The following is a 13,708-nucleotide window of genomic DNA, read 5'->3' as shown; positions in this document are numbered from 1 at the left end:
CATCGAATGGCCCTATTCCCGTCGCGTTTTTCTGGAATCAGTTTTGAGCGGGCAATGGCTAGGTGATAACCTCCGGCGATCGGCCGGGCGAGTGGATCGAAGGCAGAGTGAAGTTAAAGATGGGTGACGCGAACAAAATCCTTACGGTGTCCTACGGCACGTTCTCGTGCACGTTGGAGGGTTTTGAAGATCCCTTCAACGCTATGAAGGCCATTGCCGAGTATTTCCGCGACCTTGCCGCCGAAGACCGCTACTTCGGGGCCGAACCTCCGACGCCCGACACCGAGACGCTGCACCGGATCACCGAGGCCGCGATCCAGCGCCGCGTCGAAGCGCGGATCATGAAGCATGGCCTCCTGCTGCGTCCCGAAACCTCGGAAGACATCGCGGAGACCGCAGCCGATATGGGTCGGGCCGCACCTCAGGCTGCGCCCGAGCAGGCCGAGACCCCGGAAGCCGAAACCACCCAAGCAGCCGCATCGACGGGCGAGGATGACGTCGAAGTGACCGCGGCCGAGGAATCGGCTGCCGAGGACGTCGGACCCCAGGAAGAGACCGAGGCACGCGACGAAACGGTCGAAGAGGCCGCGGCAGAGGATCAAGACGCCGCTGAAACCGTTTCCGAAATGGAAACGGAAGACGCCGGGGACGAGGCCGCCCTGGTCGAGGAGATCGAGGCCGCGGAAACGGCTGAAGCGACCGCGGAACACGAGGCCGAGGTCGAGCCGGAAGCCGTCGAAGCGCGCGACGAGGCGGAAGCGCCGACCCTCGCCGACACCGCGGAGGAAGACGAGCCTGCCGAGAGCGACACGCTGACCGATGCCGGCGACGAGGTCGAGGACGCCGCGCTGGCCGCCCTTCTTGCCGATACGGTGAGCGAAGGCGCCGCCGGGATGGAGGCCGAAGCATCGGCCAGCGACGAGGACCTCGAGGACGAGGCGTTCGTCGCGGAAGCCGAGGACGCGGCCGAGATCGAAGAGGCGCCGCTCGGCGCCGACAGCATCGAGGCAATCGACACCGACGAGGCGGACGACGAGGTGGAGACGGGCGTCTCGGGTGCCGAAGGCGCCGATACGCTGATCGCCGTCGCGGCCGCCATGGCCGCCGCGAACCGCGGCCCCGAGGACTACGACGCCGAAGACGAGGCGGACGAGATCGCCGAGATCGCGGGCGAGGACAGCATCGAGGCGTTCTTCGCCGGTGCCGACCCGGCCTGGAGCGAGGACGCCCCCGAGGCGCTGCTCGACACGACCGACGAGACCGAGGACGATTCCGTGGCCGCACGGCTCGCCCGTATCCGCGAAGCCGCAAAGGCCGAGGCGGATCTGGACGAGACCGAAGCGGCAGGAGAAGATGCCGGCCCTTTCGCCTTCGCCGAACCGCGTTGGGGCGCGGATGAGGACGAGGCCGTTGCCGCCGCCGATGAGGACGACGAGGTAGAAGACGAAGACGCCCCCGCCGCCCTGGAGGAAGGCTGGATCCTCGCCGAGCTGGCCGAGGAGAACGTGGAGGCCGACGAAGCCCGCGACGAAGACAGCCCCGAAGCCGGGATCGATCACGCGCCCGAGGACCTCTCCGAGGAGGAGACAGCGGAAGCCGCCGATGCGGAAGACGACGCGCTCCGCGCCGAACTGGACGCCATCGCACAAAGCGAGGCGGCAGCGGCCCTGCCCGAGGACGAGGAAGCCGCGCTTCAGGCCGAACTCGCCGCGCTCGCGCGCGGGGATGCCGACGAGGACGAGTCCGCCACCGGTGAAACGGCGGCTGTCGAGGGTGACGAGCGTGACGAGGACGACGTCGACGATGCCGCGGCGAGCGAGAAGGCCGCCCGGCTTGGCGCCGGCATGGGCCCGGGCCACAGCGGCGACATGGACCGCCTGTTCGACGCCACGGACAGCCGTCTTGCGAATGTCGAGAACAGCCGCCGCCGCGCCAACATCCAGCACCTCAAGGCCGCCGTAGCGGCACGGGTCGCCGAGCGCCGCCTTGTCGAAGCGGGCGTCCGCGACAGCGACGAGCCGGTGGACGCCACGGCGGAATACCGCGCCGACCTCGCCCGCGTCATGCGCCCGACGCGTGTCCGCGTCGATGTCAGCCGCCGCCGCGACACCCGTCCGGCCCCGCTCGTGCTCGTCTCCGAGCAGCGGATCGACCGCGAGGAACAGCTTGCGGCCACCGGCACGGTCCGGCCCCGCCGTGTGAGTGCCGAAGAGGAAGAGGCAACGGTCGGCGACATCGCCTATGCCGAAGAAGAAATGCCCGGGCTGATGCGGGCTGGCGGCAGTGCTTTCAGCCATGCGCCGGCCGTCGCCGTTCCGACCGCACCGCCCCGCAAGATCGCAAGGTCGCTGGCTGAATTGGCCAAGCGCGCCGGCCTGATCGTGCGCGGCAACGGCGACACCGCCGCGGAACCGGCGCAGCAGGAAGAAGCGCCCGAAGCAGAACCCATTCCGACCCCGGAAGAGGCCGTGTCGGAGACGCCCGAAGAGGCGCCGGCCGAACAGGTTGCCGACAGCGCCGAAGAAACGCCCGCCGAGGACGCCGCGCCGGTCGTAGCGTCCCAGGCCCCCGCCGCGTCGGATGGCGACCTGCCTGATTTCGTGACCCGGTTCGCCGCGATGCTCGAAAGCAGCGACGCGACCGAGATCGAGGAAGTCGTCGAGATGGGCGCGGTCTACATCACCCGTGACCTCGGCCAGAGCGATTTCAAGCGCGTACAGCTTATCCGGCTGGTGCGCATGGCGACCGACGACAGCATCGGCCGCGACGCGGCCATGTCAGCGATCGCCGGTTTGTCCGAGCGTGGTGTCCTGTTGCAGAGCCCGAACGGCCGCTATCGCCTGACCGCCCGCGACGCCGACTGAGACGGCTCGACCGCGCCGATCTGTCTACTGCGGGCCCGACGGGCCGTCTTCGCGTTTCGGGGCATCGGGATCGGCCTGCCCCACGCCGAGGAACACGGCCTTGAGCGGCAAGGCCCACAGGATGCCGAGCACGACGTAGACCATCAGTTCGACCAAGACCGATGGCCGCTCGAACAGGCTGACGATGAACCAGGCCATCGCGATGTAGGCCGGCAGCCCCACGAGCAGCACGAGAAGCGAAAGCCTCCGCCGTGTCTTGTAGCTCAGCGCCATCGCCGGTCCTCCTTGTCGTTCCGCCCGCTATGCGCAGTCAGTCTGCGAAGGGATCGGTCACGAGGATCGTGTCGTCCCGCTCGGGCGAGGTGGACAGTAGGGCGACCGGGCAGCGGATCAATTCCTCGATCCGGCGCACGTACTTGATGGCGGCGGCCGGAAGGTCCGCCCAGCTGCGCGCGCCCTCGGTGCTGTCCGACCAGCCCGGCATCTCCTCGTATACCGGGATGCAGCGCGCCTGCGCGTCTGCCGCCGTCGGCAGGTAGTCGAGCACTTCACCATCGAGCTCGTAGCCCGTGCAGATCTTCAGCGTGTCGAACCCGTCGAGCACGTCGAGCTTGGTCAGGGCGATGCCGTTCACGCCCGAGGTCACGCAGGTCTGGCGCACCAGCGCCGCGTCGAACCAGCCGCAGCGCCGCTTGCGCCCCGTCGTGGTGCCGAATTCATGCCCCCGCTCGCCAAGGCGCTGACCGTCGGCGTCATGAAGCTCGGTCGGGAAAGGCCCCTCGCCCACGCGGGTCGTGTAGGCCTTCACGATGCCCAGAACATAGTCGATGGCGCCGGGGCCGAGGCCCACGCCGGTCGCCGCCTGCCCCGCGATCACGTTCGAGGAGGTGACGTAGGGATAGGTGCCGAAATCGATGTCGAGAAGCGCGCCCTGCGCCCCTTCGAACAGGATGCGGTTGCCCGCACGGCGGCGCTCGTCCAGCACTTTCCAGACCGGCGCGGCGTAGGGCAGGATCTTCGGCGCGATCGCCTGAAGCTCGGCGATGAGTGCATCGCGGTCGACGGCCGGGAGGCCAAGACCCGAGCGCAGCGCGTTGTGATGCACCAGCGCGCGGTCGACCCGCAGGCTGAGCGTGGCCTCGTCGGCGAGATCGGCGACACGGATCACGCGGCGGCCGACCTTGTCCTCGTAGGCCGGACCGATGCCCCGGCCCGTCGTGCCGATCTTGGCGACGCTGTTCTGTCCTTCACGGGCGCGGTCGAGCTCGCCATGAAACGGCAGGATCAGGGGCGTGTTTTCGGCGATCATCAGGGTTTCGGGCGTGATCGCCACGCCCTGCGCGCGGATCGTCTCGATCTCCTTCACGAGGTGCCACGGGTCGAGGACAACGCCATTGCCGATGACCGAGAGCTTGCCGCCGCGCACCACGCCCGAAGGCAGCGCGTGGAGCTTGTAGACCTCGCCGTCGATGACCAGCGTGTGGCCGGCATTGTGCCCGCCCTGAAAGCGGCAGATCACATCCGCCCGCTCGCTCAGCCAGTCGACGATCTTTCCCTTGCCCTCGTCGCCCCATTGCGCGCCGACGACCACGACATTCGCCATATCAGCCTCATCTCGCCATCGCCCGGGGACCATCGCCTCGGGCCGGAAAACCGCCGCGAGCTATAGCGGGCGGCGTCGCGGGAAGAAACCGCTTTCTCCGGGGCCGGCGCGCCGTGCGGTCCCGCTCGTCGATGCCGCGATTCGGCTTCCGCAAGCACGGTATCGTGCCGCGCGGGCGATCCGCGAAAGGCTTCATTGTATGCTGTCGCATGCTGTTGGCGACGGGAATAGCCTTCATTTGAAAGGAAAAGCTTGCGCGACCCCGCCCGATTCGCCCTATGGTTGAGTGACATGGGCTTGCGGCGGCCTGTCGCATCTCATAAGTAGCCGCAAACGCTCGGCACCTGAACAGGGACCCGCTGATGGAAAACGTCATTCTCGTCGTCCACCTGATCCTCGCGATCTGCCTTATCGGTGTCGTGCTGCTTCAGCGATCGGAGGGCGGCGGCCTCGGGATGGGCGGCGGCGGCGGCGTCATGACGGGCCGTCAGGCGGCAACCGCGCTCGGCAAGCTGACCTGGGCCTTCGCCATCGCGTTTCTCGCCACCTCGATCACGCTGACAATCATCGCGGCGCAGAATTCGGCCGGACAATCGGTGCTCGACCGGATCGGCGCAGAGACCGCCCCGGCTGCGCAGGATGGAGCGGACCTGCCGCCGGCAAGCGACCTCCTTCCCCCGCCATCGAGCGATGCGCCGATCCTTCCGCCCCGCGCGGACTGACCCCGGAAAGCCCCGGATTCTTCAAACATCTGGGGCAATTCGCCAGAAAACTCACATCATGTAGCGGGTGCGCCTTGCGGCCCCGGTGCGAATCCTGATATTCTCAAATCCCGTGGTTGAGCATTTTTGACCAGGCCGGCCAAAGCGGAAAACGGCCTGACACGGGGAGACCAGTCCGACATGGCGCGCTTCATCTTCATCACCGGCGGGGTGGTCTCGTCGCTTGGCAAGGGACTGGCATCGGCCGCACTCGGGGCGTTGCTGCAGGCACGCGGATATACCGTGCGGCTGAGAAAGCTCGATCCCTACCTCAACGTCGACCCCGGCACGATGTCGCCCTTCGAGCATGGCGAGGTCTTCGTGACCGACGACGGGGCGGAAACCGACCTCGACCTCGGGCACTACGAGCGCTTTACGGGCGTGGCGGCGCGCAAGACGGATTCGGTCAGCTCGGGGCGCATCTATTCCAACGTGCTCGAGAAGGAGCGGCGCGGCGACTACCTTGGCAAGACGATCCAGGTGATCCCGCACGTCACCAACGAAATCAAAGACTTCATCCATATCGGCGAGGACGAGGTCGACTTCATGCTCTGCGAGATCGGCGGCACCGTCGGCGATATCGAGGGGCTGCCCTTCTTCGAGGCGATCCGCCAGTTCGCGCAGGAAAAACCGCGCGGACAGTGCATCTTCATGCACCTCACCCTCCTGCCCTTCATCAAGGCGAGCGGAGAGTTGAAGACCAAGCCCACGCAGCACTCGGTGAAGGAGTTGCGTTCGATCGGTCTTGCCCCCGATATTCTCGTCTGCCGCTCCGAAGGGCCGATCCCGTTGAAGGAGCGCGAGAAACTCGCGCTGTTCTGCAACGTTCGGCCCGAAGCGGTGATCGCGGCGCAGGACCTCGCATCGATCTACGAGGCACCGCTGGCCTATCATCGCGAAGGGCTGGACCAGGCGGTGCTCGATGCCTTCCAGATCAGCCCGGCACCGCGCCCCGACCTCTCACGCTGGGAGGATGTGGCAGACCGGATCAACAACCCCGAGGGCGAGGTCCGCGTCGCCATCGTGGGCAAGTACACGCAGCTCGAGGACGCCTACAAATCCATCGCCGAGGCGCTGACCCATGGCGGGATGGCCAATCGCGTCAAGGTCATCGCCGACTGGATCGATGCCGAGATCTTCGAGCGCGAGGACCCGGCGCCTTATCTCGAGGAATTCGACGCCATCCTGGTGCCCGGCGGTTTCGGCGAGCGGGGCACGGAGGGCAAGATCAAGGCCGCCGAGTTCGCGAGAACCCGCAGCGTGCCATACCTCGGCATCTGCCTGGGCATGCAGATGGCGGTGATCGAGGCGGCGCGCCACCTGGCCGACCTGGGCGATGCCGGGTCCGAGGAATTCGACCACGAGGCGGGAAAAAAGCGTTTTACACCCGTTGTTTACCACCTCAAGGAATGGGTGCAGGGCAACTACAAGGTGACCCGCAAGGCCGATGACGACAAGGGCGGCACGATGCGCCTCGGAGCCTATGATGCCGTCCTGAAAGAGGGCTCGCGCGTGGCCGAGGTCTACGGCACCACGGCGATCGAGGAACGGCACCGCCATCGCTACGAGGTGGACATCAAGTACCGCGATGCGCTGGAGCAGCAGGGCCTGATCTTCTCGGGCATGTCGCCGGACGGGCGGTTGCCCGAGATCGTCGAGGTGAAGGACCACCCCTGGTTCATCGGCGTGCAGTTCCACCCCGAGCTGAAGTCGAAGCCCTTCGAACCGCATCCCCTGTTCCGCGACTTCATCCGCGCGGCGAAAGACAACTCGCGACTGGTCTGAAAGGTGCGGCGACATCCGCTTTCGGGAAAGGCCCGGTTGCGGACGCCGTCACTCCGCCGCGTGCCGATGCACCGACTGCACCTCGTCGCGGATGATCTCGGCGATCAGCCCGGCGTCGGAAACCGAGAAGGTCAGGGGCAGTCGCATGTCCATGAGCCCGGCCAGGATCGCATCGGTCCGGGGCAGACGCTGGGCCGGGGCATAGCGCCAGCTGTCATAGCGTGAGGTGAAGGCCACCGGCTCCTCGGCGCCGAACCATTTGAGCTCCACACCGCGCAGGCGGCAGGCCTCGACGACGGCCCCGATCTCCCCGGGCGAGAACCCGGGCAAAAGGAACTGGATCGAGGAACCGACGATGCGTTCGCGCGGGTCGCGTTCCACGATCTTGAGGCCGGGCGTGTTGCGAAGCCCCTCTTCCACGGTGCGGTAAAGCGCGTTCCACCTGTCGACCTGCGCAGCGAGGTCCGCCAGCTGCACGCGCAGGATGGAGGCCCTCAGATGATCCATTCTGCCCGACACATTGGGTGTCGTGAGCTTTACATTTTCAAACGTATCCACAGGGGGTCTGGCCGTGTGCCGGGGATAAAGCATGTAACTTCCCGACAAAATGATCGCACGAGCCATGAGCTCCGCGTCGTCTGACACGATCAGCCCGCCCTCGCCGGAATTGATGTGCTTGTAGGTCTGGGTGGAGTAGCAACCGACCCGCCCGTGGCGGCCCGAGGGCACCCCGTCCCACTCCGCGCCCATGGTGTGGGCGCAGTCCTCGACGACGTCGATGCCGGCCGCATCACAGACACTCATCAGGCGGGCCATGTCACAGATATGTCCGCGCATGTGGCTGAGGAGCAGGACACGCGCGCCGCTGGTTTCCGCCTTGAGCGCGAGATCGTCGATGTCGATCGTCAGGGCCTCGGTCGTCTCGACGAACACTGGGTCCGCGCCGACGCTCGCGATGGCGCCGGGAACGGGCGCGAGGGTGAAACCGTTCGACAGCACCTTGTCGCCGTGCCCCACTCCCATCGCGCGGAGCGCGCAGGACATGGCGTAGCCGCCGGAGGCCACGGCGAGGCAGTAGTTCGCTCCGGTGAATGCGGCGAATTCCTCCTCCAGCAGTGCGACCTCCCCGGCCTCTCCCGGCGCGAGGTTATAGCGATGGAGCCGCCCGGAGCGCATGACCTCGACGGCGGCCTCGATCGCCGCCTCGGGGATCGGCTCCTGCTGCGTGAAGCTGCCTTTGAAGACCGTTTTTTCCATGGTCCGCACAATCCGCGCCCCTCGAACCGCGGTCAAGCGCTCACGGAAGCAGTTGCGCCGCGACAGCGTCCAGATCGTCGAAATGCTCGAGCAGGGCCTCCGGCTCCAGGCCGCGCACGACATCCCCCCCCGGCCCGAAGGTGACGAGCGCGCAGGGCACACCCGCCGCCCGGGCGGTCTTGCGGTCGGTCTCGGTATCCCCGAGCAGGAAGGATCGCGAGAGAGCGCCGCCGGCCCGATCCACGGCCGCGATATAGGGCGCGGCATCGGGCTTGCGCAGGGGAAGCGTATCCGCGCCGACCACCGAACCGAACAGGTCGAGGATGTCGAAGCGGTCCAGCAGCCGAAGCGCCAGCGCCTCGGGCTTGTTGGTGCAGACCCCCAGGGCAAACCCTTGGTCTCGCAGCCTTTTCACCGCTTCCACGGCACCTGGATACAGGTATGTATGGACATCGATGGCATCCCCGTAGGCCTCCAGAAGCAGGGGATAACCCCGCTCCACGATGACAGCGCCATCGCCCAGGCCGAGGCGTTGCGCGGCGAGTTCCAGCATCGCCCTGCCGCCCCGGAAGGCCGTCGCGTCGTCACGCCCATGCACCAGTGCAGGGTCGAGTTCCATGGCCACCAGCGCCGCATTCGCCGCCGCGATGAGGTCGCCCGCGGTGTCCGCCAGCGTGCCGTCGAGATCGAAGATCGCCGTGCGTCGCATCCACCCGCTTTCCAACCATGGGCGCGGAATCGGCAACGTTCCGCGCATCTGCTGAAACACCCTGTCGGCCAAAGTGACCGAACCCTGTATTGCCGGGCGTCCATCCCCTTGTTAGGACGGCCGGAAAACGAGGGAAAGCCGCTTTCATGGGCCACAGCGCCGCAAGCACCGAAGCCGTTCCCGTCGCCCTCGTCGTGCTGGCCGCGGGCGCGGGCACACGCATGAACTCCGATCTGCCCAAACCGCTGCATCCGCTGGGCGGTCTGCCGCTGATCGGTCACGCGCTGATGGCGGGCCGCGAGCTGGAGCCCTCGCGCATCGTCGTCGTGACGGGACATGGCGCCGATGAAGTCGAGGAAGCCGTCGCCGGGCTCGAACCCGCCGCGGTCTGTGTCCGGCAGGAGGAACAGAAGGGCACGGGCCATGCCGTTCTGCAGGCCGCGCCCGCGCTCGAGGGGTTCGCCGGCGACGCCGTGGTGCTTTATGCCGACACCCCGTTCGTTTCGCAGGACACGCTGGCACGGATGCGCGCCGCGCGGGCCGATCACGACGTGGTCGTGCTTGGCTTCGAGGCCGCCGAGCCGGGCCGCTACGGCCGCCTCGTGACCGAGGGCGACCGGCTGCTGCGGATCGTCGAGGCCAAGGATGCGACGGCGGAGGAACTGTCGATCACGCTCTGCAATTCCGGTCTTCTGGCCGCAGATGCCGGTGTGCTGACCGACCTCCTGTCACGCGTCCGGCCGCATAACGCGGCGGGGGAATACTACCTGACCGACCTCGTGGAACTTGCCGTCGCCGAGGGTCTTTCGGCGACCGCCATCCTTTGCGACGAGGCCGAAACGCTCGGAATCAACTCGCGCGCGGAACTGGCCGGCGCCGAGGCGCATCTGCAGTCTCTCCTGCGGGCGGAAGCAATGGAAAACGGCGTCACGATGACCTGGCCCGACAGCGTGATCCTGTCGGCCGACACCGTCATCGGACGCGACGCGGTGGTGGAGCCCCACGTGGTCTTCGGTCCAGGCGTCACGGTCGAGAGCGGGGCGCGCATCCGTGCATTTTCGCATCTGGAAGGCTGCCATGTCTCGGCCGGCGCGGTCGTCGGCCCCTATGCCCGCCTGCGCCCGGATGCCGAGATCGGCAACGACGCGCGGATCGGCAATTTCGTCGAGGTGAAGTCCGCCACCATCGGCGAGGGCGCGAAGGTCAATCACCTGAGCTACATCGGCGATGCAGACATCGGCGAGGGCACGAACGTCGGCGCGGGCACCGTGACGTGCAACTACGACGGCGTGATGAAGCACCGGACGGTCGTCGGACGGCATGCCTTCATCGGGTCTGACACGATGCTGGTCGCTCCTGTCACGGTCGGCGACCGGGCGATGACCGCCTCGGGCTCGGTCATCACCGAGGACGTGCCCGAGGGTGCGCTCGCCGTTGCCCGCGCGAGGCAGGTCAACAAACCCGGCCTTGCGGTGCGGCTGATGGAACGTTTGCGCGCGATCAAGAGCAGCAGGAAAGGATAAGGCCCATGTGCGGGATCATCGGGGTACTGTCCGACCACGAGGTCGCACCGATCCTTCTGGAGGCGCTGAAGCGGCTCGAGTATCGCGGCTACGACAGCGCGGGGATCGCGACGGTGCAGAACGGCGCGCTCGACCGGCGGCGCGCGGTCGGCAAGCTGCACAACCTGTCCGATCTTCTGGTCTACGAGCCGCTCGCGGGGCGCATCGGCATCGGCCACACCCGCTGGGCCACCCATGGCGGGCCGACGGTGAAGAACGCCCACCCGCACCTCGCGGGCCGGGTCGTCGTCGTCCACAACGGCATCATCGAGAATTTCCGCGAACTGAAAGAGCGCATGCCGGGCCGCAGCTTCGAAAGCGACACCGACACCGAGACGGTCGCCCACCTGTGCGAGACATTCATGGAAAAGGGATTGTCCCCCCGTGAGGCCGCCGCCGAGACGCTGAAGCACCTTGAGGGCGCCTTCGCGCTCGCCTTCCTCTTCGAGGGCGAGGAAGACCTGATCGTGGCGGCGCGCAAGGGCTCGCCGCTGGCCATCGGGCACGGGGACGGCGAGATGTACGTGGGCTCGGACGCCATCGCGCTCAGCCCGCTGACCGACCGCATCACCTATCTCGAAGAGGGCGACTACGCCTTCGTCACCCGGGCGGGCGTGGAAATCCATGACGTGGAAGGGCGGCTTGCCAACCGCGAGACCCGCGCCATCGCCGCGCAGGCCGCGCAGGTCGACAAGGCCGGGCACAAGCACTTCATGGCCAAGGAGATCTTCGAACAGCCTACGGTCCTGTCCGAATGCCTCTCCTATTACGCATCGGGCGACCGGGTGGACGTGCCCGATTTCCAGATCGACTTCGCCGGGACGGACCGTCTGATCATGGTGGCCTGCGGCACGGCGCACTATGCCTGCCAGGTCGCGAAGTACTGGTTCGAGCAACTCGCCGGCCTGCCCTGCGACGTGGATATCGCGTCCGAGTTCCGCTACCGCGAGCCGCCCGTTTCGGACCGCGCCACGGCGCTCTTCGTCAGTCAGTCCGGCGAGACGGCCGACACGCTGGCCGCGCTGCGCTACGCGCGGGAAAAGGCCCGGTCGGTCATCTCGATCGTCAACGTCGCCGAAAGCTCCATCGCGCGCGAAAGCGACGCGGCGCTTCCGATCCTCGCTGGCGTGGAGATCGGCGTCGCCTCGACCAAGGCCTTCGTGAACCAGCTTGGCGCCCTGGCGAACCTCGCGATCCTCGCGGGGCGCCAGCGCGGGCACCTGACCGAGGCGCGCGAGGCCGAACTGGTCACCACCCTGCGCAGCCTGCCGGGTCTCATCAACCAGGCGCTGGCGCTGGAGGAGCGTATCCGCACGGTCACGGGGCGCATCGCCGAGGCGCAGTCCGTGCTGTTCCTTGGCCGTGGCCCCATGTTCCCGATGGCCCTCGAAGGCGCGCTGAAGCTGAAGGAAATCAGCTATATCCACGCCGAGGGCTATGCCTCGGGCGAGCTGAAGCACGGCCCCATCGCGCTGGTGGACAAATCCGTCCCCGTGATCGTCCTCGCACCGCGCGACGCCTTGTTCGACAAGACCGTGTCCAACATGCAGGAAGTCATGGCCCGCGACGGTCTGGTCTGGCTCGTCAGTGATGCGGAGGGCATCGAGGCGGCGGGACACGGCGTCTGGGAGACTCTGGTCATGCCGAAGGTCGACCCGATCCTCGCGCCGCTTCTTTACGCGGTGCCGGCGCAGCTGATCGCGTATCACACCGCGCTCCACAAGGGGACCGACGTGGACCAGCCGCGCAACCTGGCGAAGTCGGTCACCGTCGAATGAGCCGCCTGGGCCCGCCGGACCTGCGCCTGTCGGGCCGGCACGTGACGCTTGTGCCGCTGGATCCGGGCCATGCCGCGGCACTCTCGCACGCAAGCGCGGAGGGTGGCCTGCACGAGCTCTGGTACACCTCGGTGCCGTCACCCCAAGGCATGAACGCCGAGATCGCCCGCCGCCTGAAACTGCGCGACCTCGGCTCGATGATCCCCTTCGCGACCTGCGATGCAGGCGGCCGGCCTGTCGGCATGACGACGTTCATGCATATCGACCACGCGACACCGCGCGTCGAGATCGGCTCGACCTGGATCGCGCCCTCGGCGCAGCGCGGCCCCCTCAACACCGAGGCCAAGCGCCTGATGCTGGCGCACGCCTTCGAGGTCTGGGGCTGCCTGGCGGTCGAGTTCCGGACGCACCGCCTCAACGCCCAGTCGCGCCGCGCGATCGAGCGGCTGGGCGCGCAGCTCGACGGTATCCTGCGCGCACACATGCGCCTGCCGAACGGCACGATCCGCGACACCGCGGTCTATTCGATCACGGCGTCCGACTGGCCGTCGGTGCGCGCCCATCTCGACTGGCAACTCGCGCGGCCGCGGTGACGGGCGAGGGGGCACTCGCGGCGCTCCGCGCCCTGGCCGACCCGGAGCGGGCCGAGGGGATGGCGGCCTATCACAAGGTCGACCGGCCCTATCTTGGCCTGTCCAATGCGGCGGTGACGGATCTCGCGACGGCATGGCGCAAGGCCCTGTCCCTCGACGAGCGCGTGGCGCTGGCCCGCGACCTCTGGGCAAGCGATGTCTACGAGGCGCGCATCGCGGCGGGAAAGCTCTTCCTGCAGGCCCGCATCCGTCCCGACGACGGACCGGCCTGGGCCTGCCTCACGGGCTTCGTGCCGGAGTTCGACAGCTGGGCCATCGCCGACGCCGTGGCACAGGCCGGCCAGAAGCGAGTGGTGGCCGACCCGGCCCGCCTTGACGAGATCGAGGGCTGGACACGCTCGGACCACATGTGGACGCGCCGCGCGGCGCTGGTCTTCACGCTCCCCTTCACGAAGTCGCGCCACCCCAGGCCCGCGGAGGAGGCCGCGCGCGACCGCATCCTGGGCTGGTGCGCGGGCTACGCGGAGGACCCCGACTGGTTCATCCAGAAGGCGGTCGCCTGGTGGGTGCGGGACCTTTCGAAGAAGGACAGAAGCCGCGCGCAGGCGTTCCTGCAGACGAATGGCCCGCGGCTGAAGCCCTGGGCCCGGAAGGAAGCCGCCCGGCACCTCGGCGAGGACACCGCCCCGACGGCCTGACACCACCCCGCCGCCTCTTCATCTTTCCCAAAATACGCCGGGGGAGCGCGAGGGGGCAGAGCCCTCTCGCTCCGGTCGGCGCGCATGGCGCGCCGACC

11 protein-coding genes are annotated in these 13,708 nt (G+C 67.8%); 7 read left to right on the top strand and 4 right to left on the bottom strand.

Annotated elements, in window-relative coordinates:
- The first annotated feature begins 119 nt into the window (after positions 1-119).
- Positions 120-2,864: a hypothetical protein gene (locus N8I71_RS14115; protein ID WP_262878653.1), complete on the top strand. Its 2,745-nt coding sequence runs from the start codon at positions 120-122 to the stop codon at positions 2,862-2,864.
- 24 nt (positions 2,865-2,888) lie between these two features.
- Here N8I71_RS14115 and N8I71_RS14110 read toward each other — a convergent pair whose 3' ends face one another.
- Positions 2,889-3,137: a DUF2842 domain-containing protein gene (locus tag N8I71_RS14110; protein WP_262878652.1), complete on the bottom strand. Its 249-nt coding sequence runs from the start codon at positions 3,135-3,137 to the stop codon at positions 2,889-2,891.
- 37 nt (positions 3,138-3,174) lie between these two features.
- Complete coding sequence (locus N8I71_RS14105; protein ID WP_262878651.1) at positions 3,175-4,467, bottom strand: adenylosuccinate synthase; 1,293 nt, start codon at positions 4,465-4,467, stop codon at positions 3,175-3,177.
- Between the two features lie 362 nt (positions 4,468-4,829).
- On the opposite strand from N8I71_RS14105, the gene secG reads away from it, so the two are divergent.
- Both secG and N8I71_RS14095 read left to right on the top strand, forming a co-directional pair.
- On the top strand, positions 4,830-5,189 hold the full coding sequence (gene secG / locus N8I71_RS14100; RefSeq protein ID WP_262878650.1) for a preprotein translocase subunit SecG: 360 nt from the start codon (positions 4,830-4,832) through the stop codon (positions 5,187-5,189).
- Positions 5,190-5,369: 180 nt separating this feature from the next.
- Positions 5,370-7,013: a CTP synthase gene (locus N8I71_RS14095; protein ID WP_262878649.1), complete on the top strand. Its 1,644-nt coding sequence runs from the start codon at positions 5,370-5,372 to the stop codon at positions 7,011-7,013.
- Positions 7,014-7,061: 48 nt separating this feature from the next.
- On the opposite strand, the gene N8I71_RS14090 is transcribed toward N8I71_RS14095, so the two are convergent.
- Both N8I71_RS14090 and N8I71_RS14085 read right to left on the bottom strand, forming a co-directional pair.
- The gene (locus N8I71_RS14090; protein WP_262878648.1) at positions 7,062-8,270 is read right to left on the bottom strand and encodes a DegT/DnrJ/EryC1/StrS family aminotransferase; all 1,209 of its coding nucleotides are present in this window, start codon (positions 8,268-8,270) and stop codon (positions 7,062-7,064) included.
- 40 nt (positions 8,271-8,310) lie between these two features.
- Positions 8,311-8,979, bottom strand: coding sequence for an HAD-IA family hydrolase (locus tag N8I71_RS14085; RefSeq protein ID WP_262878647.1), 669 nt, complete (start codon positions 8,977-8,979; stop codon positions 8,311-8,313).
- A 146-nt stretch (positions 8,980-9,125) separates the two neighbouring features.
- Between N8I71_RS14085 and glmU the strand changes: the two genes are divergently transcribed.
- Genes glmU through N8I71_RS14065 form a run of 4 tightly spaced genes read left to right on the top strand, consistent with a single transcriptional unit; the run spans position 9,126 to position 13,610 of the window.
- Positions 9,126-10,502, top strand: a complete 1,377-nt coding sequence (glmU, locus tag N8I71_RS14080; protein ID WP_262878646.1) for a bifunctional UDP-N-acetylglucosamine diphosphorylase/glucosamine-1-phosphate N-acetyltransferase GlmU — start codon at positions 9,126-9,128, stop codon at positions 10,500-10,502.
- 5 nt (positions 10,503-10,507) lie between these two features.
- On the top strand, positions 10,508-12,319 hold the full coding sequence (glmS, locus tag N8I71_RS14075) for a glutamine--fructose-6-phosphate transaminase (isomerizing) (protein WP_262878645.1): 1,812 nt from the start codon (positions 10,508-10,510) through the stop codon (positions 12,317-12,319).
- The gene (locus tag N8I71_RS14070) at positions 12,316-12,912 is read left to right on the top strand and encodes a GNAT family N-acetyltransferase (RefSeq protein WP_262878644.1); all 597 of its coding nucleotides are present in this window, start codon (positions 12,316-12,318) and stop codon (positions 12,910-12,912) included. Before glmS ends, N8I71_RS14070 begins: the two co-directional genes overlap by 4 nt.
- Entirely contained in the window at positions 12,909-13,610 is a 702-nt protein-coding gene (locus N8I71_RS14065) for a DNA alkylation repair protein (RefSeq protein ID WP_262878643.1), read from the top strand. Before N8I71_RS14070 ends, N8I71_RS14065 begins: the two co-directional genes overlap by 4 nt.
- The last annotated feature ends 98 nt before the right edge of the window (positions 13,611-13,708 follow it).

Source organism: Roseicyclus sediminis (genome assembly GCF_025515305.1).
GTDB classification, from domain to species: Bacteria; Pseudomonadota; Alphaproteobacteria; order Rhodobacterales; family Rhodobacteraceae; genus Roseibacterium; species Roseibacterium sediminis.
This window is presented reverse-complemented; position numbering and strand designations above follow the sequence as displayed.

What these genes read in the sequence shown, in the direction of transcription:
- N8I71_RS14070 (WP_262878644.1), top strand. Translation starts at nt 12,316, where the DNA reads ATGAGCCGCCTGGGCCCGCCGGACCTGCGCCTGTCGGGCCGGCACGTG.
- N8I71_RS14105 (WP_262878651.1), bottom strand. Translation starts at nt 4,467, where the DNA reads ATGGCGAATGTCGTGGTCGTCGGCGCGCAATGGGGCGACGAGGGCAAG.
- N8I71_RS14095 (WP_262878649.1), top strand. Translation starts at nt 5,370, where the DNA reads ATGGCGCGCTTCATCTTCATCACCGGCGGGGTGGTCTCGTCGCTTGGC.
- N8I71_RS14115 (WP_262878653.1), top strand. Translation starts at nt 120, where the DNA reads ATGGGTGACGCGAACAAAATCCTTACGGTGTCCTACGGCACGTTCTCG.
- secG (WP_262878650.1), top strand. Translation starts at nt 4,830, where the DNA reads ATGGAAAACGTCATTCTCGTCGTCCACCTGATCCTCGCGATCTGCCTT.
- N8I71_RS14085 (WP_262878647.1), bottom strand. Translation starts at nt 8,979, where the DNA reads ATGCGACGCACGGCGATCTTCGATCTCGACGGCACGCTGGCGGACACC.
- glmS (WP_262878645.1), top strand. Translation starts at nt 10,508, where the DNA reads ATGTGCGGGATCATCGGGGTACTGTCCGACCACGAGGTCGCACCGATC.
- glmU (WP_262878646.1), top strand. Translation starts at nt 9,126, where the DNA reads ATGGGCCACAGCGCCGCAAGCACCGAAGCCGTTCCCGTCGCCCTCGTC.
- N8I71_RS14110 (WP_262878652.1), bottom strand. Translation starts at nt 3,137, where the DNA reads ATGGCGCTGAGCTACAAGACACGGCGGAGGCTTTCGCTTCTCGTGCTG.
- N8I71_RS14090 (WP_262878648.1), bottom strand. Translation starts at nt 8,270, where the DNA reads ATGGAAAAAACGGTCTTCAAAGGCAGCTTCACGCAGCAGGAGCCGATC.